The organism is Lentzea sp. NPDC020367 (genome assembly GCF_044387305.1).
Lineage (GTDB): Bacteria > Actinomycetota > Actinomycetes > Mycobacteriales > Pseudonocardiaceae > Lentzea.
This window is the reverse complement of record NZ_JBIRVV010000010.1, coordinates 46936-73634: the sequence shown is the minus strand read 5'-3', so window position 1 is coordinate 73634 and position 26699 is coordinate 46936. Positions and strand designations below refer to the sequence as shown.

Below are 26699 nucleotides of genomic sequence, written 5' to 3'. Positions count from 1 at the left end.
GGAGTCAGGATGCCCGCGTGCTTCCCATGACACAGGAGAGAACGTGACCGCGCTGGTTCCCGCACCGGTCGAGGTGCACCCGAAACCCCCGCGCGACCGGATCAAAGGTTCGGTTCTGCTGCAGTTGTTCCGCACGACCGACCACAAGAAGATCGGCGTGATGTACCTCGTCACCACGTTCGCCTTCTTCATGATCGGCGGCGCCATGGCGATGCTGATCCGCACGGAGCTGGCACGGCCGGGGTTGCAGTTCCTGTCCGCAGAGCAGTACAACCAGCTGTTCACCATGCACGGCACGGTGATGCTGTTGTTGTACGCCACGCCGAGCGTCTTCGGGTTCGCGAACTTCGTGCTGCCCCTGCAGATCGGCTCACCCGACGTCGCGTTCCCGCGGCTGAACGCGTTGTCGTTCTGGCTGTTCCTCTTCGGTGGCCTCCTGATGCTCGGCGGCTTCGTCGCGCCAGGCGGCGCGGCGGACTTCGGCTGGTTCGCCTACGTCCCTTTGTCCGACGCGCTCCGCTCACCCGGTGTCGGTGCCAACCTGTGGATCGTCGGCGTGGCGGTGGGTGGTCTCGGCACCATCCTGGGCGCGGTCAACATGATCACCACGGTGGTGTGCCTGCGCGCGCCGGGCATGACGATGTGGCGGATGCCGGTGTTCACCTGGAACATCCTGGTGACGAGCGTGCTGGTGCTGGTCGTCTTCCCGATTCTCACCGCGGCGGGCTTCGGTCTGCTGGCCGACCGGCTGCTGGGCGCGCACGTGTTCGACCCGGCCAACGGCGGCGTCGTGCTGTGGCAGCATCTGTTCTGGTTCTTCGGGCACCCCGAGGTCTACATTCTCGCGTTGCCGTTCTTCGGTGTGATCTCCGAGATCATCCCGGTGTTCTCTCGCAAACCGGTCTTCGGCTACAAAGGACTCGTCTACGCCACGTTGTCCATCGCCGCGCTTTCCGTTGCGGTGTGGGCACACCACATGTACGCCACCGGTGCCGTGCTGCTGCCGTTCTTCGCGCTGCTGACGTTCCTGGTCGCGGTGCCGACGGGCATCAAGTTCTTCAACTGGATCGGCACGATGTGGAAGGGCCAGCTCACCTTCGAGTCACCGATGCTGTTCTCCGTCGGCTTCCTGGTCACGTTCCTGTTCGGCGGGCTGAGCGGCGTGCTGCTGGCCGCACCGCCACTGGACTTCCACGTGTCCGACACCTACTTCGTGGTGGCGCACTTCCACTACGTGCTCTACGGCACGATCGTGTTCGCCACCTTCGCCGGCATCTACTTCTGGTTCCCGAAGATCACCGGCAGGATGCTGGACGAACGCCTGGCGAAGCTGCACTTCTGGCTCACGTTCGTCGGGTTCCACGCCACGTTCCTGGTGCAGCACTGGCTTGGCAACCAGGGCATGCCGCGCAGGTACGCCGACTACCTGGAGACGGACGGCTTCACCGGGCTGAACACGTTGTCGACGATCGGCGCGTACGTACTGGGTGCCTCGACGCTGCCGTTCCTCTGGAACGTCCTGAAGAGCTACCGCTACGGCGAGATCGTCACCGTCGACGACCCCTGGGGCTTCGGCAACTCGCTGGAGTGGGCGACATCGTGTCCTCCGCCGCGGCACAACTTCACCGAGTTGCCAAGGATCCGCTCGATCCGTCCCGCGTTCGAACTGCACTATCCGCACATGATCGAGCGGATCAACCGGGAAGCACACGTGGGCTTCACCGGCAACGAACTCCCCGACGGGACGAAGACGTCATGAACGGCACACGGCAACTGCGCGAACTGGCGGCCGACGAGGCGCAGCGCCGACCCGGCGGGTGCCAGAACTCTGCAGTCACACGCTGACCTGAGGTGATCAGGTTCTGCCGTCCTGCAACCATGAGCGCGGGCGTGGCTCTGCGACTGCTGTACCTCATCCTTGTTCTGCTCGACGTGACCGGCGGTCTCGTCGTGGAGGAGGCTGTGATGTGCCTGGGCGCCGTACGAATCGACCCGTCCGGTCACCTCGGCAGGCCGCTCACCGCGAGGGGCCGCGCGGAACTCCGCATCCGGACCCGGAAGCGTCCTGGCAAGGTTGGAGATCCGCTCGTCGAGGAAGTCCTGACCGCCTCCTCGGCCTCCGGACTCGTGAACATCGACCGCAGCAGAGCCTTGATCTCCGGTGGCGGATCGCCCAGTTCGCAGGCGAGGACACGCCGGGCCGCGCCCAGGATCCGCTCCGCTGCCGCGGCCCGGCGGGCCGCTCGCGACTTCTTCTCCACGGCACCCCTTAAGGCGCCGCGACCGCGACGGCGGTGATCACGTGGATGACACCGGCGAGGACCGGCGCCACGGTCATGCGGGCCTCGCGCCGATGAGCGCCGATGGCGGCGTCCCCGGCCTGGACGACCGCGGCGGTGATCAGCACCAGCGCGCTGACCGGACCGGATGCGGCGAACGGCACCACGCAGACGAGAAGTCCCAGCGGTACTCCTCTGACCGCGTACATCCACGCGTAGAAGTGCTCGCCCGTGGTCGGTGTCGTCTCGTGGCTCAGGGACGACGGCCGGACAGCCGCCACGATCGCGAAGCCGGTGGACACCAGGGACACGATGCCGTTGAGCACAGCCAACGAGGTCATTCCCGCACTCATGTGACCCCCGGTTCGCTTGGATGATGGCCATGTGCGAAAGCCTGTCGCCTGCGGGAGCGCGCCGGATCCACCACGCGGGCGGAGAATCACCGCGGACGCGGCGGACCCCTCCATCCTCCGCTCGGAGGATGGCCCAGCTGGGTTCGTCGGCCTCCGCAGATCGTGCGGACTACGTCTCGAGTCGTAATGTCTGGTGCGTGATCCGGGACTACCTGCGCCCAGTACCACCCACCGCGGTCACCATCGCCGGGATCCTCGTCCGGCTCAAGACCGAACAGTCGGACAGGCCTCTGGTTCAGGCCTCTGGTTCGGACCGGCTCAGCCGCGTGCCGGAACCGGACGCCGTCCAACTGGCGAGGATGTCCATGGCCTGCCTCGACGGCGAGCCGGGCGCGGTGGTGTAGACGTACAGCATCGTGTCCGGATCGCCTGGCAGCACCAAGGACTCGTACTCGACGGTGAGGTCGCCGACCAGCGGGTGGCGCAGCCGCTTGGAGCCGTAGGTGCGCTGGTGCACGCGGTGCTGCTCCCACCACTGGTCGAAGTCGGGGCTGCGTTCGCGGAGCTCGGCGACGAGGGCGGTCGTGGCGGCGTCGGCGGGGTCCCTGCCGATCTCGAACCGCAGGCTCTCCACGGCGGCGCGGGCCTGGTCGTGCCAGTCGACGAACAACGAACGCGCGTCCTCGTCGAGGAAGATCCAGCGTGCGTAGTTGCGCTCCTTCGGCGGGATCTTGTCGAAGTCCGCGAACAGGGCCTTCGCCATCCGGTTGGCCGCGAGCACGTCGGTGCGGCGGCCGAGCACCAGCGCCGGTTCTCCGTCGAGCGTGTCGATGAGCTGGTGGAGACCGGGACGTACGCGCTGCGCGCTGCGCGACCGGCGGGGTGCCGGGCTTCCGGGCAGGCCGATCAGGTCCCGCAGGTGGGTGCGCCCCGCCTCGTCGAGTTCGAGGGCGCGGCCGATGGCCTCGACGACGGCGGGGGAGGGGGTGATGCGCCTGCCCTGCTCGAGCCGGGCGTAGTAGTCCGTGGACACGCCGGCGAGCAGGGCGACCTCTTCGCGGCGCAGACCCTTCACCCGGCGGACCCTGCCGTCCGAGGGCAGGCCCGCCCGGGACGGGTCGACCTGGCCGCGTGCACGGCGCAGGAAGTCGGCGAGTTCACGGTTGAGACCGGTCATGACATCCCATTGTCGTCGAGGATCCGGATTTGCGAGTGGACCTCTCAGTCCTAGGTTCGCGAGTCCGAGGTCGCGCAGGGCCCGAGATGCGTCCCAAAAGGACCTTTCACTGCACCAGTCTTGAGCCATGACCTTCCCCGCTGATCGTCCCGCCACCTGGTTCGTCACCGGCACTTCCCGCGGCCTCGGCCTCGAACTCGTCGAGCAGCTCCTCGAGCGAGGAGACAACGTCGCCGCGACGACCCGCTCGACAGAGCGCCTCCTCCAGGCGTTGAAAGCCGACACCACCCGGCTGCTTGCACTCGCCGTCGACCTCCGCGACGAAGAGGCTGTCGCCCTGGCCGTCCGGAAGACGACCGAGCGCTTCGGCGGCCTCGACGTCGTCGTCAACAACGCCGGCTACGGCTACCTCGCCGCGGTGGAGGAGACCACCGACCGCGACGTGCGCGACATGCTCGACGTGCAGGTCGTCGGCGTGTGGAACGTGCTGCGCGCCGCCCTGCCGATCCTGCGCGAGCAGCGCGGCGGCCACGTCGTCAACGTGTCCTCGGTGCTCGGTCTCACCTCGGTTCCTGGCTGGGGGCTCTACTGCGCCGGCAAGTACGCGCTGGAGGGCCTGACCGAGGCGCTCGCGGGTGAGGTCGCCGAGTTCGGCGTGAAGGTCACCATCGTCGAGCCCGGCTACTTCCGCACCGACTTCCTCACCACGGACTCGCTCGCGTTGCCCGACGACGTCACCGCGGCCTACCCGGCGATCCGCGAGATGGTCGAGAACCACCTGGCGCTGCAGGGCAACCAGCTCGGCGACCCGGTCAGGGGCGCCCGGCTGATGATCGAGCGCGTCGTGTCCGGCGAGGGCCCGTTGCGCCAGATCCTCGGCTCGGACTCCCACGCCTACGCCACGGCCAAGGTCCAGGCGCTGCAGGCGAACCTCGACGCCGCCGCCGCGACCGCGTCCGCGAGCGACTTCCCCGCCTGACCCGTCTCCGAGGAGGAACCAGCAGATGAGCAAGATCCTGATCGTCATGTCCGCCGCCGACGTCTGGGAGCGCACCGACGGCTCCGCCTACCCGACGGGGTACTGGGCGGAGGAGTTGGCCGCGCCGCACGAGAAGTTCACCGAGGCGGGCTTCACCGTCGACTTCGCCTCTCCCGGCGGCGTGCTCCAGCCGCTCGACGCGCACAGCGCCGACCCGGAGATCGCAGGTCCGGACTGCGCGCACCACGTCCAGCACGCCGAGCGCGCGCTGCGCGAGTTCGGCCCGCTGCTCAAGCTCGACGAGGTCGACATCGCCGACTACGTCGCCGTCGTGCTGCCCGGTGGCCACGGCCCCGTGGTGGACCTGTACCAGGACGCCGACCTGGGCAGGCTGCTCGTGGAGGCGGACGCGGCCGGGAAGATCATCGGCGCGGTCTGTCACGGACCCGCGGGGCTGCTCTCCGCGGTCGGCGAGGACGGCTCCTGGGTGTTCGCCGACCGGAGGATGGCGGCCTTCACCGACGAGGAGGAGCAGCTGTTCGGCACCGCCGAGAACGCTCCGTGGCTGCTGGCCGGCGCGTTGAGGAACAAGGGCGCGCTGCACTCCGGCGGACCGGCCTACCAGGCCTACACCGTCCGGGACCGCAATCTCTTCACCGGCCAGAACCCCGCGTCGAGCGCCCCGATGGCCGAGGAGATCGTCGCGGCCCTGACCGGGGAGAAGTGACGTGATCGACCGAGTCGAGAGGGAACTGCTCGTCGCCGGGCGGTGGCGCCCGGCCGCGGGTGGCGGGACCTTCGTGGTCGAGAACCCCGCCACCGGCCAAGCGCTGTGCGAGGTGGCCGACGCGACGCCGGCTGACGCCCTGGCCGCACTCGCCGCCGCCGACGCGGCGCAGCGTCGTTGGGCCGCAGTGCCCCCGCGCGGCCGTGGCGAGATCCTCCGCAGGGCCCACGACCTGTTGATCGGGCGCATCGACGAGTTCGCGCGGCTCATCACCCTGGAGATGGGCAAGTCGCTGGCCGAGTCGAGGGCCGAGGTCACCTACGGGGCCCACTACCTGCGCTGGTTCGGCGAGGAGGCCGTCCGGATCGACGGCACCTGGAAGGTCAGCGAGGACGGGACCGCCCGTGTGCTGGTCACCCGTCAACCGGTCGGGCCCAGCCTGCTGATCACGCCTTGGAACGCCCCGCTGGCGATGCCCGCGCGCAAGATCGGCCCGGCCGTCGCGGCGGGCTGCACGATGGTCGTGAAGCCCGCCGCGCAGACACCGCTGACGACAGCGGCGCTCGCGGAGGTGCTGAGGGAGGCCGGGCTTCCGGACGGCGTCCTCAACATCATCCCGACCACGCGGGCGGCCGCGGTCACCGAACCGCTGTTGCGCGACGGACGCCTGCGCAAGCTGTCGTTCACCGGATCCACGCCGGTGGGGCGGCTGCTGATGGCCCAGGCGGCCGGCACCGTCCTGCGCACCTCGATGGAGCTGGGCGGCAACGCGCCGTTCATCGTCTGCCAGGACGCCGACGTCGATGCCGCCGTGGAAGGTGCGATGACGGCCAAGCTCCGCAACGTGGGCGAGGCGTGCATCGCGGCCAACCGCTTCCACGTCCACGCCGACGTCGCGGAGGAGTTCACCGAGAAGCTCGTGGCACGGATGGGGTCGATCGTGGTGGGAGCGGGCACGGACCCCGGAACCGACATGGGCCCGATGATCGACGACCGCCAGCGGTCCCGCGTCGCCGATCTGGTCAGCGAGACCGTCGGCTCCGGCGCACGACTGCGGGCAGGGGGAGAGGTGCCGGACGGTCCGGGCTACTTCTACCCGCCGACCGTGCTCACCGACGTTCCCGAGGGTGCGCGGATCAGCCGTGAGGAGATCTTCGGCCCGGTCGCGGCGATCCAGACCTTCACCTCCGAGGCCGAGGTGTTGCGGGCGGCCAACGACACCGAGTTCGGCCTCGTCAGCTACCTCTACACGCGGGACCTGGGCCGTGCGCTGCGCATGGTCGAGCAGCTCGAGACCGGCATGATCGGCCTCAACCGCGGCTACGTGTCCGATCCCAGCGCCCCGTTCGGCGGGATGAAGCAGTCCGGTGTCGGCCGCGAAGGCGGCACCACGGGCATCGACGAGTACCTGGAACAGAAGTACGTCGCCGTCGACGCGGGGGAGCGGGTGTGATTGCGAGCAGCACGGTGTTCGACTCGTTCCTGTTCCGCGACATGTTCGGCACACCGGCGATGCGTGAGGTGTTCAACGACCAGTCCTTTGTGGATGCGGTCGTGCGCACCGAGGTAGCGCTGGCGACGGCACAGGCACGGGTCGGGGTCATCCCGCGAGAGGCTGCCGGGAAGATCGCGGCATCGTGCGATTCCGCGATGCTGGACCACGAACGGCTCCGCGTGGACACCGAGAACGTCGGCTATCCCGTGTTGCCGATCGTCACCCAGCTCGCTGGCCAGTGCGGTGACGCGGGCGGGTTCCTGCACTGGGGAGCCACCACGCAGGACGTCATGGACACCGCGCTGATGCTGCAGTGCGCCAACGCTTTGAGCCTGGTCGAAACACAGCTGGGCCGGCTCCGTGCCCGTCTGCGCGACCTCGCGGAGGCGAACATCGAGACCGTCACCGCTGGACGCACGCACCTGCAGCACGCCCTGCCCATCACCTTCGGCTACCGCGTGGCCGTGTGGCTCTCGGCGCTCGACCGCCACGCCGAGCGCCTCGCCGCCGTGCAGGAACGGGATCTGATGGTCCAGTTCGGCGGCGCCGCGGGCACCCTGGCTTCGCTCGGCTCACAGGGTCTGCGGGTGCGCGCGGAACTGGCAGCGGAGATCGGCCTGCGCGATCCGGAGATCACCTGGCACGTCGCTCGCGACGGGCTGGTCGAGATCGTCGGTCTCCTCGCCGCGATCGGCGGATCGGTGGGCAAGATCGGAACCGACGTGGCACTGCTCTGCTCGACCGAGTTCGGGGAGCTGGCCGAGCCCTTCACACCGGGCAGAGGCGCGAGCTCCACCATGCCGCAGAAGCGCAACCCGATCTCCAGTGAACTGGTGGTGGCCGCGGCGAAGCTGTTGCGGGACAAGGCATCGGCTATGCTCGACGCGATGGTGCAGGACTTCGAACGCGCCACCGGCCCGTGGCACGTCGAGTGGGCCGTCATCCCCGAGGCGTTCCTACTGCTCTCGTCCTCACTGACCCAGGCCACGCACCTGATCGCCGGCTTGAGGGTGAACGAGGACCGGATGCGCGCGAACCTCGGCCTCACCGGCGGTCTGATCATGGCGGAGTCGGTGATGATGGCGCTCGCGCCGACCCTCGGCCGCCAGCAGGCCCACGAGCTCGTCTACGCCGCCTGCAGCAGGGTGATCGACACCGGCGGCGACCTCGCCACCGAGCTCCGGAGGCACCCGGTCGTCGTGGAAAGTCTTGGCGCGCAACGAGTAGACCAGCTCTGCGACCCTGCCACGTACCTCGGCAGCGCGCAGGCCATGACCAGGTCCGTCGTGGACGGTCAGAACCGCTCCTCCGCATCCCCGTGACCGAGCCGGCACAGCCACCAGGTCGGCACCTCGGGCATGACGGCAGGTACGTGCTCACGCAGCTCGCTGAACCCCATCCGGCTGTGGTGGTCGAGAGTCCGCAGGACGTGCGACGGACAGCGCCCGAACACCGGCCCCACAAGGCTCGTCCCACCGCCGCACGAGCAGGCCGCTGGGAAGAACGACCTGACACGGGGCCACGGTTCCCGCGTCCGGTGTTGAACCTCCTCGAACCCGCACTGCGGTTCTGTCGGATCGTCGCGGTCGCGAGCTGGTTGGTGATCGCCGTGCAACCGGTGATCACCGTTCTGGTCTGGGGCGGGCCGCGTGCCAGGCACTGCGCCCTGGTGCTCGGCGTGGGCCCGCACGTGGCAGCCGCTGCGCCGTTCGGGCGGTGTGCGAGTAAGCCTCCACAGCGACGATCACTTGACGGCGACGGGGTTGACCGGCGCTCCGACGGCGCCGGTGACCGGGATCGGGGCGGCGGTGAGCCAGAAGGTGTAGACGCCGTCGGCGGCACAGTCCCCGGCGAGTTCGTCCAGGTCCCACATCTCGCCGAGGAAGAGTCCTATGTGGGGGATCGCGACCTGGTGCAGGGGCTGGAACGCGTCGTCGAACTCGTTGGGGCGCACCTCGCAACCCCAGGTGTCGGTGGCGACTCCCGCGATCTCGGTGCGGTGCAGCCAGTCCAGCGTGCTGAAGGACAGCCCGGGTGACGGACCTCCCGCGTACTCGCCCCACCCCTCGCTGCGAGTGCGCGTGAGGCGCCCGGTCCGCACGCACAGCAGGTCACCGCGCTTCACCTCGACGCCATGGGCGTCGGCGGTGTCGAGGAGGTGCTGTTCGGTGATGGCGAATCCGTCCGGCAGTTCGCCGTCGCCCACGACGCGGCCGACGTCGAGGAGCACTCCGCGGCCGGTGATGAGGCCGCGAACGGTCTCGATCCCGGTGAGCGCGTCGCCTTCGCTGGTGACGACTTCGCCTGCACGGCGGCCGTTCCACGCTCGGCCGTGGTCGAAGATGTGGCCGAGGCCGTCCCAATGGGTGGAGCACTGCAGCGGCATCGCGATGACGTCGTCGGCGCCGCCGATGCCGTGGGGGAATCCCTGGTTGCCGTGTTCCGCGTCCAGTCCGGTGTCGAGCATGGTGTGCACCGGGTTGGTGCGGCGGCGCCAGCCCCGCTGGGGGCCGTCCGCGGAGTACGGCAGCGACAGGGAGAAGGCCCGGCCGCGGGTGATGAGGCGGGCTGCGGCGACGCGGTCGGTTTCCGTGATGTGGTTGAGGGTGCCCAGGACGTCATCAGGGCCCCATCGGCCGACGTTGGAACAGCGCTGGGCGGCCGCGGCGATCGCGGTGGCGGCATCGGTCATGAGCGGTCACTTTCCTGCTCTGGCAACGCGTTCGGTGCTGATCGGGCCGTGACGTCCCGAAGATCACCTCCGGTCCACGCCGACCGCGCCCAGATTCGCCGAGCAGCGGGTATCGGGGAAGGCCGACCTGCTAATGATCGACATCCGCGCGACCGATAGTCGCAGTTCAGTCGCTGCCGGGGTCGAGTCCCATGGCGCGCAGCATGGTGGCGAACCGCGCGGCCATGGGGAAGTTCTGGCTGAGCAGCCACTGCGTCTGCAGGCCGTCCATGGCGGCGAGCACCATCGACGCGAACTCGGTCGCGGGGATGCTCTCGCTTCGCGTTCCGCGCGCGGTCCCGGCCTCGAGCCGCCCGGCCAGGTAGCGGATCAGCCGCTCGTAGCGGCGGGCGAAGAACTCGTGCGCCGGGTGCTCCGGGTTCACCGCCTCGGCGGCCAGCGCTCAGATCACGGCGGGCCTCTCCCACGTCGCGGTCATGGGGCCCGCCACCCCTGCCGACATGGCCCGCTGGCACGACGCCGTGCAGGATCTTGCGGCGCGGACCCGTCTCGGCATCCCGGTGACCCTGTCGTCCGATCCTCGGCACGGGTTCGTCTCCAATCCCGCCACGGGAACGGCCGCGACGGGGTTCTCCCAGTGGCCCGAACCGCTGTGGCTGGGCGCGGTCCGCGACCCCGATCTGGTCCGCGCCTACGCGGCGACCGTCCGGCGCGAACTCGCCGCCGCCGGAATCAGCGTTCTGCTCGGACCGACCCTCGACGTCGCGTCCGAACCGCGTTGGGCGCGGACGGTCGAGACGTTCGGCGCGGATCCGGAGCTCGTCACCACTCTGGCCGTGGCGTTCCTCGACGGGTTCACGGCGGACGCGGACGTTCCGCCGGTCGCGGCCACGATCATGCACTTTCCCGGTGGGGGACCGCAGAAGGACGGCGAGGACCCGCACTTCGACCACGGCAAGGAGCAGGTGTACCCCGGTGGTGCGTTCGACCTGCACCTGAGACCGTTCGCCGACGTGCTCACCCGGTACCCGGTGCAGGTCATGCCCTACTACGGCGTGCCCACCGGACTGAGCCTGGACGGTGGGCCGGTCGACGAGGTGGGCTTCGCCTTCAACCGGCGGATCATCACCGGTCTGCTGCGCGAGACCCTCGGATTCAGCGGACTCGTGTGCACCGATTTCGCGCTCGTCACGGATCGGACGGTCTTCGGAGCCCCGATGCGGGCCCGTGCTTGGGGCGTCGAGGACCTGGACAGGCACGAGCGCGTGATGCGGATCCTCAACGCGGGCTGCGACCAGCTCGGCGGAGAGGTGGCGCCGGAACTGGTGGTGGACCTGGTTTGTGATGGCAGGCTCACCGAGGAACGCCTGGACACCTCGGTGCGCAGGATCCTCGCGGAGAAGTTCCGTCTGGGCCTCTTCGAACGGGGAAGTCTGGTGCGGGCGGAGGGAGACTCGGGGGCCGTGGCGGCCGGGCTCGACGCGCAACGCCGTTCCGTCGTGGTCGTGGAGAACCGAGACGCCGTGCTGCCGATGCGCGAAGGTTGCCGGGTGTACGCCGAGGGCGTGGATTCGCAGGTGCTGGCCGGCTACGCCGATGTCGTGGACGACCCCGTCCGCGCCGATGTGGCGTTGCTGCGCGTCGACGCACCCTACGAGCCCCGCAGCGAGGGCTTCGAGAGGTTCTTCCACGCCGGAAGCCTCAGCTTCAGCCACGATGTCCGGGAGCACGTCGCGACACTCGCCGGCCGCGTGCCGGTCGTCCTCGACGTCATGCTGGACCGCGCCGCGCTGCTCGGGGAGATCGCCGGTCCGCTCTCCGCGCTGACCGCGTCGTTCGGAGTCAGCGACAGCGCGCTGCTCGACGTGGTTTTCGGCCGTGTGCCGGCAACGGGTGCCCTGCCGTTCGAGATCTGCGGTAACGCCGAAGAACTGGCGGCGCGTCGTCCGGACGTACCGTTCGACAGCGCCGCGCCCGCCTATCCCCACCGTCACGGACTCACCTTCGGAAGGCCTGCGATGACCGACCCCCTGACCGACGTCAAATCCTTGGTGGAAGCCGGTTTGGCCGCCGCCCCGACACCCCGGACCGCGAGAGTCGTCGTCGACGACGGCACCGAGATCGCCTACCACCGCTGGGAGCCTGACCCTGACGTCGAGCCGCACCCCGTCCCCGTCGTTCTGCAGCACGGATTCACGGTCGACACGATGGTGGAGTGGGCCAGCCGCGGCACCGTCGCGGCCCTGACCGCCGCCGGGCGCACCGTCGTCGGCGTCGACGCCCGCGGGCACGGCCTGTCGCAGAAGTCCCCGGATCCCAGCCGCTACGGCGAACCGCGCATGGCCCGGGATCTGCGTGCTGTGATCGGCCTTCTCGACGTGCCCGCGGTGGACCTCGTCGGCTACTCGATGGGGTCGATCATCTCGCTGCTCGTCGCCGCCGAGGAACCGAAGGTGCGGCGGCTGGTCGTCGGAGGCGTCGGTGCCGGGGTCGTCGAGGTCGGCGGTGTCGACACGCGCGAACTGGATGGAGACGTGGTCGCGGAGGCATTTCTCGCCGACGACCCGAGCGCGCTTCCGCCGGAGATGGCGGGCATGCGCGCGTTCGCGGAGATGGTGGGCGCCGACTTCCTGTCGCTGGCGGCGCAAGCACGCGCTCTGCACACGGGCGGGGTCGACTTCGCCCGCATCACCGCCGAGTCGCTCGTCATCGCGGGCGACGAGGACCCGCTGGCCGTGCGGCCGGAGGTGCTCGCTGACGCTCTGCCGAACGCACGGCTGGTAATCGTGCCTGGTGACCACAACATCGTGGGCAGCAACCCGGATTTTCGCGCCGCGGTCGTGGACTTCCTCCGGAACTGAGTTCAGCGGCCTGGTGGCAGCTCGGCGCCGGCCTGGGCGAAGAGGGTGCGCAACCAGACGTGTTCGGCGTCGTGGGTGTGCGTCGGGTGCCACCACAGCGCCTCCACGAGCGGTACGACGTCCCATGGGCAGTCCAGCACGCGCAGCCTCTCGTCCCTGGCGAGATGCCGTGCGAGTTGGGCCTGCACCAAGGCGAGCTTCTCGGTGCCGAGAACGTAGTACGGCAGCGCGAGGAAGCTCTCCACGACGCACTGGACGCGCGGCGCGGCGCCGATCAGCTGGAGCTGCCTGCCGGCGCCGGTGAACGCGGAAGCGCTGTGGTAGGTGAACACCCAGGGCAGGCGTTGCGCGTCGGCCATCGTCAGGGAGTCGCCGATGGCGTCGGAGTCGCGGTCGGCGATCACGACCCACGAGTCGGTGAACAGGTTGACCGAGGGCAGGTCGAAGAGAACGCCATGGGGGAGAAGGATTCCGTCGACCCCGCGCATCGCCTCGCCTCCGGCCTCGATCACCGCCGGGCTGTGGTGTTCCAGCCTCAGGGTGACGGATGGCGCCTGCTCCGCGATCAGCGCGGTGACCCGTGGTCCCAGGACCGCCATCGGGTAGTCGGAGGCGAGGACGGTGAACGTCCTGCGCGACGTGGCGGGGTTGAAGTCCGGTTCGCTGGCGAACACGCGCTCGACCCCGGCGAGCGCGAGACCTGTTCGCCTGCGCAGCTGCACGGCCAGCGGGGTCAGCTCGTAGGAGTTGCCGGCCCGGGTCAGCAGCGGATCGTCGAAGTGCCGCCGAAGCCGGGCGAGCGCGCCGGACAGCGCGGGCTGGGAGAGTCCCAGGCGCTCGGCCGCACGCGTGACGGACCGTTCCGCCAGTAGCACGTCGAGCGGGACGAGCAGGTTGAGGTCCAGGTTCGCCAGGTTCACGTCAGCACCGTAATTCGTCTCACTGATAACCGGTATCAGGATATTCGGGTTCCCTTATATCCGCTGCTCGCGTGACAGTAGTCGGCGTCACCGTCGACGGAAGGACCTCACGTGGCCGTCCCCTTCGCCATCGCCACCATCTCGACCGGGCGTGGTACCGCCGAGGTCCGGGAGGTGCCCGCCCTCGTCGCCGACATCGACGGCGCACCCCGGTGGCGGGACCTGTCCGACATCGCGCCATCGGTGCACGCGCTGCTGCAGGAGTGGGAGGTGGTGCTTCCGCAGCTGCGCGGCATGGTGGGGCAGGTGGACACCCCGCTGGAGCCCACCAGCCTGCGGCCGCCGCTCAACCCCGGCCAGATCCTGCAGGCGGGCGCGAACTACCGCACCCACGTCATCGACCTCGCGGTGAAACACGCACCGGACAGGCCCGCGGACGAAGTGCGCGCCGAGGCGGCGGTGATGATGGACCGGCGCATCGCCGACGGGGAGCCGTACATCTTCATCGGCCTGCCCTCGTCGGTCACCGGGCCGTACGACGACGTGGTCCTGCCCGCGTACTCCGACCGGCACGACTGGGAACTGGAACTGGCGGTGGTGATCGGCCGCAGCGCGTTCCAGGTGAGCCGCGACGACGCCTTGGACCACGTCGCCGGGTACACCATCGCCAACGACCTCACGACTCGCGATCTCGTGTTCCGGCGGGACATGCCGGAGATCGGCAGCGACTGGTTCCGCGCCAAGAACGCACCAGGCTTCACGCCGCTGGGGCCGTACATGGTTCCGGCCGAGTTCCTGAGCGAGCACCCGCAGGTGCGGCTGGACCTCAACGGAGAGGTGATGCAGGACGAGTCCACAAAGGACATGATCTTCGACGTCGCCGCACTGGTCTCCGCCGCGTCCAGGACCGCCGTGCTGCGGCCCGGTGACCTCCTGCTCACCGGCAGCCCCGCGGGCAATGGCATGGCACACGGCCGGTTCCTGCGCGCCGGTGACGTCATGACCGGGTCGATCACCGGCCTCGGAGTTCAGCGCACCCGCGTGGTGAACCCGTGAGCGCCGTCGAGTCGGTCGGGATCATCGGAGGCGGCGTCGCCGGGCTGGCCGCCGCGATCCTGCTGGCGGAAGAAGGGGTGGCCGTCGACCTCATCGACGCCAAGTCCGACATCGGTGCGCTCGGATCCGGCATCACGTTGCAGGGCAACGCATTACGGGTGCTGCACCGGCTCGGCGTGTGGGACGGCGTGCGACGCCTCGGTTTCGGGTTCGACACCCTCGGCCTGCGGGCTCCCGACGGTACAGTGCTGGCCACGATCCCCGACGCCCGCACCGGTGGACGTGACCTGCCCGCCACCGTCGGCATGTACCGCCCCGACCTCGCCAGGCTCCTCGCCGACCGCGCTACCGGGCTCGGGGTGAAGATCCGGACGGGCGTGACGGCGACGGCGCTCACCCAGGACGCCGAACTGTCCACTTCGGACGGTGGTCGTGCGCGTTACGACCTGGTGATCGGTGCCGACGGCGTGCGGTCGTGGACCCGTGCGGCGATAGGGGTCGACCTCACCACCGAGCCGATCGGCATGGGCATCTGGCGTGCCTTCGCGCAGCGACCGGAGTCGGTGGTCCAGACCGACCTCACCTACGGCGGTGAGGCCTACATCGCCGGATACTGCCCGACAGGTGAGGACACCCTCTACGCCTACCTGGTCGAGGACGCCCAGGACCGCAGCGGCCTGAGCCCGGAAGAACGTCTGAGCACGATGCGGGCGCTGGCCGAGAACTACCACGGGCCTTGGGACGACATCCGCGCGAACCTCGTCGATCCCTCGCGGGTCAACTACACCTGGTTCGAGCACCACCTGCTGGACGGGCCCTGGCATCGCGGCCGGGTCGTGCTGATCGGCGACGCGGTGCACTGCTGCCCGCCCACCCTCGCCCAAGGCGCAGCCCAGGCACTGGAAGACGCCCTCGTGCTCGCTGAACTGCTGACGACCCGTGACGCCGTCGACGAGGACCTGTGGGCCGAGTTCTCCGCCCGGCGCCTGCCCCGCGTCCGCGCGGTCGTGGAGGGCTCGGTGCAACTGTGCCGCTGGCTGCTGGCCGGCGAGCGCGGTGACACCGCCGGCCTGATGGGCAGGATCGCCGCTGTCGTTGCGGAGGCACCATGACGGCCGTGGTCGACGTGCACGCCCACTGTCTGATCGCCGAGGTCGAGGCACTGGTCGCCGGACACGCGGGTCTGGCTGAACACCGCGCGCTGGATGCTCTTCGCAACGGGCCGGAGTCCTCCGCGGTGTCCGGCGCGATGGTCCGGTCCGCGTTGCCCTCGCTGACCTCCGTCCAGCAGCGGCTCGTGGACATGGACTCCGCGGGCGTGGACGTGCAGGTCGTGTCGCCCTCCCCGTCCCACTACCACTACTGGGCGGATCGGGACCTGGCGACGCAGGTGTGCCGCGCCGCGAACCACGCCGTCGCCGGCCTCGTGACTTCGGCACCGCAACGGCTTCGAGGTCTCGGCCTCGTTCCGTTGCAGCACCCCGAACTGTGCGCGGACATGCTCGACCACGCGATCGGGCTCGGGCTCAAGGGCGTGGAGATCTCCTCGTTCGCGCCGGGCGTCGAACTGTCCGACGAGCGGCTGGACCCGTTCTGGGCGCGCGCGTCCGACACCGGAGCGGTGGTCTTCCTGCACCCCTTCGGATGCTCTCTCGACCAACGGCTGGACCGCTTCTACCTGTCCAACACGGTGGGGCAGCCGGTGGAGAACGCCGTGGCGCTCTCCCATCTGATCTTCGGAGGCGTCCTCGACCGCCATCCCGGCCTGAAGGTCGTGGCGGCGCACGGTGGTGGCTACCTGCCGACCTACCTCGGCCGATCCGATCACGCCTGGCAGGTGAGACCCGAGGCCCGCGGCTGCGCTGACCCGCCGTCGTCCTACCTGCGCAGGCTCTGGTTCGACTCGCTGGTCCACACCCCGGACGCGCTGCGGGCTCTGGTGGCCGCCGTCGGCGCTGACCGGGTGCTCCTCGGGTCCGACCACCCGTTCGACATGGGCGTCACCGATCCGGTCGCCCGCCTCGACGCCGCCGGACTGACCGCGGGCGACCGCGACGCTATCGCCGGTGGCACCGCACTGAAGCTGGGGCTCGGCCCCGGGAAGGACTCGTGATGGCCCAGCGGCTGATCACCCACCTGCGCCACGTGGATCTCGCGGTGCCGGACCTGGCTCTCCAGCAGTCGTTCTACACAGGACAGTGGGGGCTCATCGAGGTCGCGACCGACACGGGACTGTCGTTCCTGGCCGCGGAAGGCTCACCCGAGCAGTACGTCGTGCGGCTGCGGGAAGCGACCGACAAGCGCATCGACCTCATCGCTTTCGGCGCGGCCAGCCCGGCCGACGTCGACACGCTGGCCCAGGCGCTGGCCCGCGACGGCGTCAAGCTCGTCTCCGAACCGGGTGTCGTCGCCACGCCCGGCGGGGGATACGGCTTCCGCTTCTTCGACAACGAGGGCCGCACCGTCGAGGTTTCCGCCGACGTCACGCTGCGCGCCCACCGCAAGGTCGAGGAGGGCGAGTCGGTCCCCGTCCGGCTCTCGCACGTCGTGATCAACTCAGCCGACCCCGAGGGCACGGTCGCCTTCTACGAACGCCATCTCGGCTTCGCGCTCTCGGACGTCCTCATGCACCCCCGCATGGGCAACATGATGTGGTTCCTGCGCTGCAACGACTGGCACCACAGCTTCGCCGTCGCCCGCGGCCCTCATCCCGCACTGCACCACGCCAGCTTCGAGATGCGCGGCATCGACGAGTACATGCGCGGCACGGGCCGCCTGCTGCGCGCCGGTGTCGAGAAGATCTGGGGACCAGGCAGGCACAAGGCGGGCAACAACACGTTCTCCTACTTCCTCGACCCCCAGGGGAACACGCTCGAATACACCACGGAGCTCGACCGTCTCGACGAGGACACCTGGCACCCCGGTCTGCACGACTTCAGCGACCCGGCGGTGTCCGACCAGTGGGGCACCGCCAACCGCATGGACGAGTTCGTGGCCGCGAAGTCGTTCAACGACCCGGACCGGGGCCTCTTCCAGGCCCCGCCGGTCTGATGCGGTTCGCGACCGTCGAGGAGCCCGGCGGCGACGTCCGCTGCGGCGTCGTCGACGGGGACACCCTGCTGCGCCTGCCCGCTGGAACGAGCGTGCTGGACCTCCTGAGGTCCGGCACGCTGCTCGAAGAGGGCGCGGCGGCCGACGACCCGATCTCGTTGTCCGGACTCAGGTTCCTGCCGCCCGTCGAAGCGCCCACGGTGCGGGACTTCGTCGCGTTCGAGGAGCACGTCGAAGGCATTGCCGGTGTGGTCGACGAGGCCTGGTACACCGCACCGACCTTCTACTTCACCAATCCGTACGCCCTCATCGGCGCTCACGACGACGTGGCCGTTCCGCCCGGCAGCCACCGTCTGGACTTCGAACTGGAGGTGGCCGCCGTGATCGGGACACCGGGCTCCGACCTGGCCCCGGAGCAGGCCCGCCACCACATCGCCGGCTACACGATCCTCAACGACTGGTCCGCCCGCGATCTGCAGTTCCGCGAGATGGCGGTCCGCCTGGGTCCCTGCAAGGGCAAGGACTTCGCCACCACGCTCGGCCCGGTCCTCGTCACCGCCGACGAACTGGAGCCCCACCGTGATCCGGACGGATTCCTGTCGCTGGGCATGACCGTCTCGGTCAACGGCACCGAGATCGGCCGCGACCTGCTGTCCAACATGGGCTGGCCGTTCGAGGACCTGGTCGCCTACGCCAGCCGGGGCACCGAGGTGCGCCCAGGAGACGTCCTCGGCTCGGGAACCTGCGGCAACGGCGGCTGCCTCGCCGAACTGTGGGGGAGGGGCAGCGAACTACCGCCGCTGGTTCCGGGAGACGTCGTGACCATGACCGTCGACGGCCTCGGCACGATCGCCAACACCGTCGTCGCGGGCGTCGGCCCGCACCTGATCCCGGCCGCGCGCCGACGCGGCCGGCACAGACCCGCTTCACCCGGTCCCACAACGATGTGAGGTGCCCATGACCGCCGCCCCGACCCGCACCGCAGGTCTGCCGCAACTGCTCGTCCTGCTCGCCGCGAGTTCGCTCTCGGTCCTCGGCGCGGTGCTGATCGCTCCGGTGCTGCCCCAGATGAGCGCGCACTTCGCCGACGTTCCCGGTGTCGGTGTCCTCGTGCCGCTCGTGCTCACCGTGCCGGCTCTGGTGATCGGCCTGACCGCCCCGTTCGCAGGTGTGATCGTCGACAGGATCGGACGCATCCGCATTTTGCTCGTCGCGCTCGTCGTCTACGCCGCCGCGGGCACCGCGCCGCTCTGGCTAGACGACCTCGGGTCGATCATCGCCAGCCGGGTGGTCGTCGGTGTGTGCGAAGCCGCGATCATGACCAGCGCCACCACCCTCATCGGCGACTACTGGACGGGCGACCGCCGCAACCGCTACCTCGGCCTGCAGGCCACCGTCGCCACCATCTCCGCGACCGCCTTCATCGCCGTCGGCGGTGCGCTGGGCGTCGGCGGGTGGCGCGCTCCCTTCTGGATGTACCTGGTGTCCCTGATCCTCGTCATCCCCGCCGCGCGTCTGTTGTGGACGGACGACGGCAGCTCGTTCGCCAAGGACTCGGTGCGGGTTTCCCTGCCTTGGCGGGCTCTTGTCGTGCCCTGCCTGGTGTCGGTGGTCGGCGGAGCGGTGTTCTACGCCCTCATCGTCCAGCTCTCGTTCGTCCTGAACGGCATCGGCGTCACCTCCTCAGGGTTGATCGGCGCGGCGACCGCCGTCATGTCGATCGCGACGGCGATCGGCGCGGCCCTGTTCGGCAAGCTCGTCCAGCTCGGCCGACGAACGTTGCTCACCGCCGAGTTCGCACTGGCGGGTGCCGGCCTGGTGGTCGTCTTCGCCTCCGGTTCGCTGCCGGTGATCCTCCTGGGCGCGGTGATCACCGGCTTCGCGACCGGCGTGCTCCTGCCGACCCTGCTCACGTGGGCCGTCGACCGCCTTGACTACGCGGCCCGTGGCCGGGGGACCGGCCTGTGGACGGGGGCGTTGTTCGTAGGCGAGTTCCTCTCACCCCTCGTGATCGCTGCCTTCGCGGCCGTGGCGGGAGGTCTGCGAGGAGGGATCGCGGTTCTCGGGGTTCTGTCCGTGGCGGTCGCCGTCGCGCTCTGGATCGCCCTGAACGGGCACCGGGGTCGCAGGTCCGAGCCAGTCCAGCTCGCGTAGGTGTCCGGTGCCGCGGCACCGACGAGGGCGAGCGCGCTGCTGATCACGAGGTCCTGCACCGCGTTGCCGAGCACAGACGGGATGGCCGTCGTGTCGAAGATGTAGTCCGCTCCACGGCCGCCGGTGATTCTCACGGTCTTGTCGACGGTCGAGCCGCCGGCGTTGACGGTGTGGGCCCTACCTCTTCGGCGAGTGCCAGTTGTGAATCGGGCAGGTCGGGAGCGATGATCGTTGCGCAGCCGATCACTTTGGCCACCATCACTGCGGCGAGCCCGACGGCTCCTGGCGCCTGGGAGCCGCCCGGTCCACGAGGACGATCGCGGCTCCGGCTGCCGACCTGGCGGTGTGGCTCACCGGGCGGCGATCGCATCCGGACCGACCGGCGCTACCGCGCCGGCTCTGACTCAGATCTTGTTGCCGTCGGCGTCGGAGCCGTACCAGCCCCGTCCCGTCTTGCGGCCGAGGTGGCCGGCCTTCGCGCGCTCGGTGAGGCTGCGGGACGGGGCTTCGCGCTGGTCGCCGGACTCCTCGAACCTGCCGAGCTTGGTGGCGTGGCCGATGTCGAGGCCGGTCATGTCCTGCAGCTCGAACGGTCCGAGCGGATGGCCGAGGGCGGTGCGGCAGGCCAGGTCGATGTCGGCGATGGAGGCGTACCCGCCTTCGAGCAGGAAGACGGCTTCGTCGCGGATGGCGTTGAGGATGCGGTTGGCGATGAAGCCGTTGATCTCCGTGGTCATCACCACCGCCGAACTGGTTGCCGCGTTGACGGGACGTCGCTGTCCAGTGGCACCGTATGAGTAGCCTGGCCTGCGTTTGCGTTCTACGGCCGGTTGTCGACGAGTGAGTTCCAGGGCGTGCAGACGTCTCGCGCGTGGCAGCGCGCGGTGTCGGATGAGCTGATCGACGGCGTTGGCCCTGTCGTCGCGGAGTTTTTCGACGTGGGCGTGTCGCGACGCTGGCCGTTGCTGGCCGCCGCTGCAGATCCTGATCGTGACTTCGATGCGGTCGTGGTGGGGGAGTACGAGCGCGCTTTCAGGTCCAACCAGCCGGCCGGACCCTGCGGGTCGGCGCAGGCGTACAACACGGCAGCCAGTCTGTGTCCGTCTGTCACGTCGGGTTGCCGCAGGAGTTCGACCGCTCGGCCGAGCGGTACGTCGTCATCCAGCACGGCTCGGGCAGTCGAGACGATCTCGTGCACGATCGTTGTGGGGTTCGCGCCTTCCGATGGCGACCATGATCGCAGCAGGTGTTCGACCCCGAGGCTCTGAGCCGAGTGCAGCGCTCTGGCGGGGCCATGAAGGACGCGATGTCATCCATGCTTCTACTTCGTTGCCGCGCAGAGCACGGTTACGCCCGGAACTGCTATGAGCTGTTCAACGGCTGACGGTGATGGACGTCGAGATCCGTGCCCTGCGCCATGATCGCGGCTGAGGAGTAGATCGACATCACCGTCCCGAGTGGAGTGTCCGCGAGCATCGCTGCGCAGCTCAATCAGCACTGATGCGGTTTTCGGCACGCGCGTTCTTCGTAGTCTCGCCCGCGTCCCACGGGGTGTTCGACATCGAGGCCGGACCGAGTTCTCCGAGTTGCCGCCGCACTCGCTCTGCGTCGTCGTCGCGGTTCAGTTCCCGGTACAACTCCAGTGCCTCCTGCCACGCCTTGCGGGCCTGGTCGTGGTGTCCGAGGGCGGCACGGGGGTGGCCGATGTTCTCGAGGGTGTCCGCGATCAGATAGGTGTTGCCGAGGATGCGGAACAGGGTGAGGGCCTCCTCGTAGTGGCCGATCGCCTGCCGGTGATCGCCGGTGCGGTGGGCGATCAGCCCGAGGCTGTCCAGGGTGTCTGCCTCACCACCGGGGTCGTGGTGGTCCCTGTGCAGCACGAGGGCGGCCAGGCAGTGCTCGCGAGCAGTGTCGAAGTCGCCGAGAAGCGCGCCGTACCAGCCCACCTGGTTGAGCGCGGTGGCTTCCTGCACCGGTTGGCCGAGGTCGCGGAAGAGGTGGAGGGCCTGCTTGGCGTGGCTCAGGGCTCGCTGGTCGTCTCCCCGCAGTCCCCACGCGTACGCGAGCATCTGCTGGGTGTGTGCCTGTTCGTCGATGTCGTGATGGCGCAAAGCCAGTGAGAGAGCCTGATCCAGGTGCGCAGTGGCCTCCTGGCGCAGACCCAGCGTGGCACAAGCGGTGCCGAGGAGACGGTGGGCGCAGCTGAGAGCGGCGGGATCGGGCAAGTGGGCGGCGGCGCCCAGTGCGGCTCGCCACGTGGCGAGCGCGTCGCGCAGATGCCCTCGCCGGTAGTGGAATCTGTCCAGCGTCAGGGCGAGGTGCCACACGACCCGGTGGCGACTGAGGGCGGCGGCAGCGCGCTGGGTGGCCAGGAGGATGGCGTGCTCGGCTTCCAGCCAGGCCGTCGCGGCCATGGCGTCGGGCAGCGGGAGCGGGTGGACGCCGGGCGCGGGCGGATCGGGTTCCGGAAGCCGGCGAGTGGGGTCCAGGAGGCGGTTGGCGGCGTGGGCGGTGTGCAGGTGGAAGTCCATCACCCGCACCAGGGCTGCCTCCCGCACGTCGCCGGGCAGGGTGTGGGCGGTGGTGGCGGCGTAGGCGCGGATCAGGTCGTGCATCGCGTACCGGCCGCCCTGCCGCCGCTCGAGCAGCGACGCCTCCTCCAGCGCCGACAGCGCCGTGCGCGCGCGGGCCGGCGGCAGGCCGGTGAGGGCGGCCGCGGCGGGCAGGGTGATGTCGGGGCCGGGGGCGATGCCCACCAGGCCGAACGTGGTGCGGTGTTCGTCGGTGAGGTGGCGCAGCGACCAGGACAGCACGGCAGGCAGGCTGGCGGCGGGATCGGTGTCGTGGTCGAGCATCTCCAGCCCCAGTTCGCGCAGCTCGGCGGCGATCTCGGCCAGCGGGAGACCGGGACGGGTGCCGGCGTCGCGGGCGGTGATCGAGAGTGCCAGCGGGTAGCCCCCGCACAGCTCTGCCAGCTCGTCGACGACGCCCGGTTCGGCGGCGGCCCGGCCGGAGCCCACACGTGCGGACAGCAGGGCGCGAGCCTCCTGCCAGGTGAGGACGTCCAGGGTCACGTGGCGCGCACCGTGCCGGTCGATCAGCGAGGCCAGCCTGGTGCGGCCGGTGACCACCACGGTGCAGGACGGGCTGCCCGGCAGCAGCGGGATCACCTGCTCGGCGGTGGCGGCGTTGTCGAGCACGATCAGCATCCTTCTGCCCGCGACCAGGCTCCGGTACAACGCCGTCTGAGCGTCCAGATCCGGCGGGATCCGGCCGGGGTCGACTCCCAGCGCGTCGAGAAACCCGCGCACCGCCAGCGCCGGGGCCATCGGCTCCGCCGCGGGGCTGAACCCGTGCAGGTCCACGAACAGTTGCCCGTCGGGGAACCGGTCCAGGTGGCGGTGCGCCCACGCCAGCGCGAGCCAGGTCTTGCCGATCCCGCCGGCCCCTCCGATCGCCGAGATCAGCACCGTGCTGGATGTTCCCGCCAGCGTTTCGTCCAGCAGCGCCAGTTCGGTGTCGCGGCCGGTGAGCACCGGGGGCGCCGGCAGCTGCTGCGGCACGTCCGGTGTGACGCCTCGGGACAGAGCGGGGTCCGTGGTCAGGATTCGCCGGTGCAGTTCGCTCAGCTCGGGCCCGGGATCGGCACCCACTTCGGCGGCCAGGAGTGCGCGGACGCGGTCGAACTGCAGGAGTGCCTCAGCCTGGCGGCCGTTGCGGTACAAGGCGAGCATCAGCTGCCTGGCGACCCGTTCGTCCAGCGGATGCGCTTCCGCTCGCTCTGCCAGTTCGGCGCACAACGCCGGATGCCGGCCCTGCGCGAGTGCCAGGTCCACGCGGTCAAGGTCGGCGGCGAACCGCTGCTGTGCCAGGCCTTCGCGGACGGCGGCGATCCACCACGTGTCCAGCCCCTCGAACGCCTCGCCCCGCCACAGCCCCGCCGCCTCCTCGAGCAACGCCAACGCCTGGGGGTCGGGCAGCCCGCGGGCCTGCTCCACGAGCCGGCGGAACCGGTACATGTCCACGACGTCCGGATCCACCTCCAGGACGTATCCACCACCCCGTCGCACGATCGCGACGTCGTTCGCCAGCGCGCGCCGGAGCCGCGACACGTAGGTGCTTGCCACCCGCCTTGCGTTGTACGGCAACCGATCCGCCCACACACGGTCCAGAAGCTGATCCACCGTGACAACCCGGTTGGCTTCCACCACGAGCACCGCGAGCACACACCGCTGCCTCGCGTGCCCCAGATCGACCCGCCGGTCCTCGATCCAGGCCTCGACATCACCCAGGACTCGCAGCTCCACCGCCATCACCCCCTTCCTGCATAGCGCTTCCGAGCAGGCAATTCCACGATCACGACGCAGTTGTGAAGCAGCGGTCCCCGAATCTCGGAGACAGCGATGAGCCGACCGGCTCAGGAGAGGGGACCAATCGTGATCAGGAAAAGCTCGTTCAGACGCCTCGCCATGCCGCTGCTGGCCGGCGCGATGGCGATCGCGGCGGTGGGCACGGCATCGGCCACCGCGCCCCAGAGCGAGAACACCCAGAGCTACAGCACCGCCGACCGCAACGTCGGCCGGGTTCCCGTCGCCCTGGCGAAGGATCCCCATCTGAGTGACAGCTGCTTCAGCACGACGCTGCCGATCCACTGCGAGGTCAAGGAGCCGGTGGTGACACAGCTGAAGACCACCTACGACTTCTCGTTCCTGCCCGGCGACCACGTCCTCGTCACCGGCGGCGGTTGCGTGCAGACCGGCGGAAGCGGCAAGACCTGGAAGCGGTACATCGACCCGGCGTCCGACAACAACAAGTACCACGGCCTGATCACCATTCCCGGCGCGACCGGCGATCTCGACCGGCTGCTGGACGTGGTTGGCCGGCCGCTCGTGGTGCCTGGCCGGGGTCCGGTCAAGCTGGTCCTGGGCTACGAGGACGACAACTACGGCGACAACGGGTACTACGCCCACGACAACGGCACCGCCGACCAGTGCAAGAACTCCACGAACGCGTTCGTGTCCATCGACGTCACCTGATCTGACACAGACGACGTCGGGGTGCACCGAGGGAGGGGTGTACCCCGACGTTCCTCAGACGCCGGCGAGGCGATCAAGTCCAGCGGGATGGTGTCGATCTTCATCGTGCGGCTTTCCGCGCAGGCTGGGGTCGCTCGGTCGTGAAGAGAACGTCGAGGACGTCGAGCACCGACGTGACCAGCGCCGACTCCCGGTGCTCCCGCCAGGCGAGTGCGAGTTCGACGGACCCGGCGCCGGTCACGTCGCGGAACACGACGCCGGCCAGCGGCATCGCCCTCGCGGAGGCGGGCACGAGCGCGATGCCCAGGCCCGCCGCGACCAGCGCGGCGGTGTCGGGTGCGTCGTGCTCTGGTGCGGCAGGAAGCCCGCCTGCCGGCAGCGGCGGACGACGGACTCGTTCACCGCGGAGTCCGGGCTGCTGTAGAGCACGAACGATTCGGTTGCCAGATCGGGCATCGCGAGCACCGGTTCGTCCGCCAGCCGGTGGTGCGCCTCGCTGCGCTCGCCGGTCACGTGCGACATGAGCATCACGCCCCTGTTCACCCCGCTGGTCGCCGGACGGGCAGTGGTGGTGCTGCCGGAGAGCGCCACGGCACTCGCCCCGCTCGCGAAAGCGTGGCCAGGCAACGGCTTCAGCTTCGTCAAGCTGACCCCGTCACGCCTCGTCGCGCTGTCGCAGCTGCTGAATCCGGGCTCGACGGCGACCCGCCGTCTCGTCGTCGGCGGCGAGGCACTGACCGCTGAGGCACTGAGGCCATGGGCGCTGAACGCTCCGGACACGCTGGTGGTCAACGAGTACGGGCCGACCGATCCTTGACGTCTACCGGAGCCTCGAGTCCGCGTTCCCGTGGCGCAGGGGAGACGTCCTCGCGGTCGACAACGTCGCGGTCGCCCATGCGCGGAACCCCTTCACCGGCAAGCGGAAGCTCTTCGTCGCGATGGGCGGCGTCGGGTCCTACCCGGCGAGGTGCAGTCCCAGGCTGCCTCGACGTGTGCCGTCCACCCGACTCACCGGCGGCTGAAGTGATGGCTGCGGAACGCCTCGGCGTACCCGAGCCGCTGGTACCAGCCGTACGGCCAGTCCTGGGTGTCGGCGGTCAGGAAGGACAGCTCGCATCCAGCCTTCTTCGCCCGGACGAGTGCCGCGCACACGAGTGCAGCGCCGTGTCCCCTGCCGCGGAAGTCGGGATGCGTCACCAGGCTTTCGAACTGTGCCACCGCAGCGCCGCGGTCAACGTACAGCTCGGCATGTGCGGCGATCTCGTCGCCAGTCGCGGATCAACGCTGGCCGAACCATCTCCAGCGAAACCGCGCACACCGGTTGTGACACCGCCTCGGCCGGGTCGCCCGAGTGGACCATCGTGGCGACCACGTCGTGACGGTAGTCGGCGGCGGTGAGCTCCGGCGCCAGCGACATCCCCAGCGCGTCGTCGTCGACCGCCACGTACCGGTGTGCCAGTTCCGCGCCGCCGAGCACCTAGTCAGCGGTTCTGATGACTTCCTCCGCACTCGCCGGCGCGGTGACGACTATCCTGTTGTGTTTGTGTGACAAGGGGAAATCCCGCTGCAGAAGGACGAATCCCCACGGCAGCTCCACCACGTGGCTCGCCTGGGCGCGTGCGAACCGGTGTTCGAAGCCGATGATCTGATCGATGTGTTGAAGCACCCGGCAAGAATGCCGCTCTGTCCGGACGCGGTCGGGTTGGTTTCGTCGGCGATGGTTCTGCCGTTGCGGAGCTTGGCAGAACCCGTTCGGATCCTTGAGGAACGTTGCGCGTCCTGCAGGGGAAAGTCCTGATAGTCGGCACCCCGCGAGGCGCAGAAGTCTGAGTATTGCTTCACAGAGTCAAGCTGCTCGGCTTTTGCCGCGGCCTTCGCCTTGCCAGCGTGGGCGGTGCGGGCGAGGCTCGGAGGTCTGC

Annotated in this window: 27 protein-coding genes; 16 read left to right on the top strand and 11 right to left on the bottom strand. The window is 69.6% G+C overall.

The window, feature by feature from the left end; all coding sequences use genetic code 11:
• Positions 1–43: 43 nt before the first annotated feature.
• Both ctaD and ACH413_RS33910 read left to right on the top strand, forming a co-directional pair.
• A complete protein-coding gene (gene ctaD, locus ACH413_RS33915) occupies positions 44–1759 on the top strand; it encodes a cytochrome c oxidase subunit I (RefSeq protein ID WP_360044814.1) in 1716 nt (571 codons plus the stop codon).
• Between the two features lie 119 nt (positions 1760–1878).
• Positions 1879–2298, top strand: a complete 420-nt coding sequence (locus tag ACH413_RS33910) for a hypothetical protein (RefSeq protein WP_396425405.1) — start codon at positions 1879–1881, stop codon at positions 2296–2298.
• Here the strand turns inward: ACH413_RS33910 and ACH413_RS33905 are convergent.
• Both ACH413_RS33905 and ACH413_RS33900 read right to left on the bottom strand, forming a co-directional pair.
• Positions 2270–2620: a hypothetical protein gene (locus tag ACH413_RS33905; protein ID WP_360044808.1), complete on the bottom strand. Its 351-nt coding sequence runs from the start codon at positions 2618–2620 to the stop codon at positions 2270–2272. The genes ACH413_RS33910 and ACH413_RS33905 overlap by 29 nt on opposite strands.
• A 307-nt stretch (positions 2621–2927) precedes the next feature.
• Positions 2928–3809 carry a helix-turn-helix transcriptional regulator gene (locus ACH413_RS33900; RefSeq protein ID WP_360044805.1) on the bottom strand — a complete coding sequence of 294 codons (882 nt, stop codon included), beginning with the start codon at positions 3807–3809 and terminating at the stop codon, positions 2928–2930.
• A 127-nt stretch (positions 3810–3936) separates the two neighbouring features.
• Between ACH413_RS33900 and ACH413_RS33895 the strand changes: the two genes are divergently transcribed.
• From ACH413_RS33895 to ACH413_RS33880, 4 genes are read left to right on the top strand one after another with little or no spacing between them, the layout of a single operon-like run.
• Entirely contained in the window at positions 3937–4788 is an 852-nt protein-coding gene (locus ACH413_RS33895; protein ID WP_360044802.1) for an SDR family oxidoreductase, read from the top strand.
• 25 nt (positions 4789–4813) lie between these two features.
• Entirely contained in the window at positions 4814–5515 is a 702-nt protein-coding gene (locus ACH413_RS33890; RefSeq protein ID WP_360044799.1) for a type 1 glutamine amidotransferase domain-containing protein, read from the top strand.
• A gap of 1 nt (position 5516) precedes the next feature.
• On the top strand, positions 5517–6968 hold the full coding sequence (locus tag ACH413_RS33885) for an NAD-dependent succinate-semialdehyde dehydrogenase (RefSeq protein ID WP_360044796.1): 1452 nt from the start codon (positions 5517–5519) through the stop codon (positions 6966–6968).
• The gene (locus ACH413_RS33880; protein ID WP_360044793.1) at positions 6965–8332 is read left to right on the top strand and encodes an adenylosuccinate lyase family protein; all 1368 of its coding nucleotides are present in this window, start codon (positions 6965–6967) and stop codon (positions 8330–8332) included. Before ACH413_RS33885 ends, ACH413_RS33880 begins: the two co-directional genes overlap by 4 nt.
• A 422-nt stretch (positions 8333–8754) precedes the next feature.
• Here ACH413_RS33880 and ACH413_RS33875 read toward each other — a convergent pair whose 3' ends face one another.
• Together ACH413_RS33875 and ACH413_RS33870 are read right to left on the bottom strand one after the other, a co-directional pair.
• Entirely contained in the window at positions 8755–9702 is a 948-nt protein-coding gene (locus ACH413_RS33875) for a cyclase family protein (protein ID WP_360044790.1), read from the bottom strand.
• Positions 9703–9868: 166 nt separating this feature from the next.
• Positions 9869–10126: a hypothetical protein gene (locus ACH413_RS33870; RefSeq protein WP_360044788.1), complete on the bottom strand. Its 258-nt coding sequence runs from the start codon at positions 10124–10126 to the stop codon at positions 9869–9871.
• Positions 10127–10178: 52 nt separating this feature from the next.
• Between ACH413_RS33870 and ACH413_RS33865 the strand changes: the two genes are divergently transcribed.
• Positions 10179–12563, top strand: a complete 2385-nt coding sequence (locus tag ACH413_RS33865) for an alpha/beta fold hydrolase (RefSeq protein ID WP_360044785.1) — start codon at positions 10179–10181, stop codon at positions 12561–12563.
• Positions 12564–12565: 2 nt separating this feature from the next.
• Here ACH413_RS33865 and ACH413_RS33860 read toward each other — a convergent pair whose 3' ends face one another.
• Positions 12566–13483 carry a LysR family transcriptional regulator gene (locus ACH413_RS33860; protein WP_360044782.1) on the bottom strand — a complete coding sequence of 306 codons (918 nt, stop codon included), beginning with the start codon at positions 13481–13483 and terminating at the stop codon, positions 12566–12568.
• A 111-nt stretch (positions 13484–13594) separates the two neighbouring features.
• Between ACH413_RS33860 and ACH413_RS33855 the strand changes: the two genes are divergently transcribed.
• From ACH413_RS33855 to ACH413_RS33830, 6 genes are read left to right on the top strand one after another with little or no spacing between them, the layout of a single operon-like run.
• The gene (locus tag ACH413_RS33855) at positions 13595–14539 is read left to right on the top strand and encodes a fumarylacetoacetate hydrolase family protein (RefSeq protein WP_360044779.1); all 945 of its coding nucleotides are present in this window, start codon (positions 13595–13597) and stop codon (positions 14537–14539) included.
• Positions 14536–15651, top strand: coding sequence for an FAD-dependent monooxygenase (locus ACH413_RS33850; RefSeq protein ID WP_360044776.1), 1116 nt, complete (start codon positions 14536–14538; stop codon positions 15649–15651). The genes ACH413_RS33855 and ACH413_RS33850 overlap by 4 nt, the downstream gene beginning before the upstream one ends.
• A complete protein-coding gene (locus ACH413_RS33845; protein ID WP_360044773.1) occupies positions 15648–16652 on the top strand; it encodes an amidohydrolase family protein in 1005 nt (334 codons plus the stop codon). The genes ACH413_RS33850 and ACH413_RS33845 overlap by 4 nt, the downstream gene beginning before the upstream one ends.
• Positions 16652–17590 carry a VOC family protein gene (locus tag ACH413_RS33840; protein ID WP_360044770.1) on the top strand — a complete coding sequence of 313 codons (939 nt, stop codon included), beginning with the start codon at positions 16652–16654 and terminating at the stop codon, positions 17588–17590. The genes ACH413_RS33845 and ACH413_RS33840 overlap by 1 nt, the downstream gene beginning before the upstream one ends.
• Positions 17590–18540: a fumarylacetoacetate hydrolase family protein gene (locus ACH413_RS33835; RefSeq protein ID WP_360044767.1), complete on the top strand. Its 951-nt coding sequence runs from the start codon at positions 17590–17592 to the stop codon at positions 18538–18540. Before ACH413_RS33840 ends, ACH413_RS33835 begins: the two co-directional genes overlap by 1 nt.
• A 7-nt stretch (positions 18541–18547) precedes the next feature.
• Complete coding sequence (locus ACH413_RS33830; RefSeq protein ID WP_360044764.1) at positions 18548–19744, top strand: MFS transporter; 1197 nt, start codon at positions 18548–18550, stop codon at positions 19742–19744.
• 404 nt (positions 19745–20148) lie between these two features.
• On the opposite strand, the gene ACH413_RS33825 is transcribed toward ACH413_RS33830, so the two are convergent.
• Together ACH413_RS33825 and ACH413_RS33820 are read right to left on the bottom strand one after the other, a co-directional pair.
• The gene (locus ACH413_RS33825; RefSeq protein ID WP_360044761.1) at positions 20149–20481 is read right to left on the bottom strand and encodes a 3-hydroxyacyl-CoA dehydrogenase family protein; all 333 of its coding nucleotides are present in this window, start codon (positions 20479–20481) and stop codon (positions 20149–20151) included.
• Between the two features lie 750 nt (positions 20482–21231).
• Positions 21232–24057, bottom strand: coding sequence for a BTAD domain-containing putative transcriptional regulator (locus ACH413_RS33820; protein ID WP_360044759.1), 2826 nt, complete (start codon positions 24055–24057; stop codon positions 21232–21234).
• Positions 24058–24180: 123 nt separating this feature from the next.
• Here ACH413_RS33820 and ACH413_RS33815 point away from each other — a divergent pair, with 123 nt between their 5' ends.
• Positions 24181–24780 carry a hypothetical protein gene (locus ACH413_RS33815; RefSeq protein ID WP_360044757.1) on the top strand — a complete coding sequence of 200 codons (600 nt, stop codon included), beginning with the start codon at positions 24181–24183 and terminating at the stop codon, positions 24778–24780.
• A 100-nt stretch (positions 24781–24880) separates the two neighbouring features.
• On the opposite strand, the gene ACH413_RS33810 is transcribed toward ACH413_RS33815, so the two are convergent.
• Positions 24881–25072: a hypothetical protein gene (locus ACH413_RS33810; RefSeq protein ID WP_360044754.1), complete on the bottom strand. Its 192-nt coding sequence runs from the start codon at positions 25070–25072 to the stop codon at positions 24881–24883.
• 162 nt (positions 25073–25234) lie between these two features.
• Here ACH413_RS33810 and ACH413_RS33805 point away from each other — a divergent pair, with 162 nt between their 5' ends.
• Positions 25235–25597, top strand: coding sequence for an AMP-binding protein (locus ACH413_RS33805; RefSeq protein ID WP_360045101.1), 363 nt, complete (start codon positions 25235–25237; stop codon positions 25595–25597).
• A complete protein-coding gene (locus ACH413_RS33800) occupies positions 25590–25802 on the top strand; it encodes a TauD/TfdA family dioxygenase (protein ID WP_360045098.1) in 213 nt (70 codons plus the stop codon). The genes ACH413_RS33805 and ACH413_RS33800 overlap by 8 nt, the downstream gene beginning before the upstream one ends.
• On the opposite strand, the gene ACH413_RS33795 is transcribed toward ACH413_RS33800, so the two are convergent.
• Genes ACH413_RS33795 through ACH413_RS33785 form a run of 3 tightly spaced genes read right to left on the bottom strand, consistent with a single transcriptional unit; the run spans position 25789 to position 26446 of the window.
• On the bottom strand, positions 25789–25998 hold the full coding sequence (locus ACH413_RS33795) for a GNAT family N-acetyltransferase (protein WP_360044751.1): 210 nt from the start codon (positions 25996–25998) through the stop codon (positions 25789–25791). The genes ACH413_RS33800 and ACH413_RS33795 overlap by 14 nt on opposite strands.
• 13 nt (positions 25999–26011) lie before the next feature.
• Entirely contained in the window at positions 26012–26257 is a 246-nt protein-coding gene (locus ACH413_RS33790) for a hypothetical protein (RefSeq protein ID WP_360044748.1), read from the bottom strand.
• Positions 26258–26446 (bottom strand): hypothetical protein, encoded by a 189-nt coding sequence (locus ACH413_RS33785; RefSeq protein ID WP_360044745.1) that lies wholly within the window; start codon positions 26444–26446, stop codon positions 26258–26260.
• Positions 26447–26699: the final 253 nt, after the last annotated feature.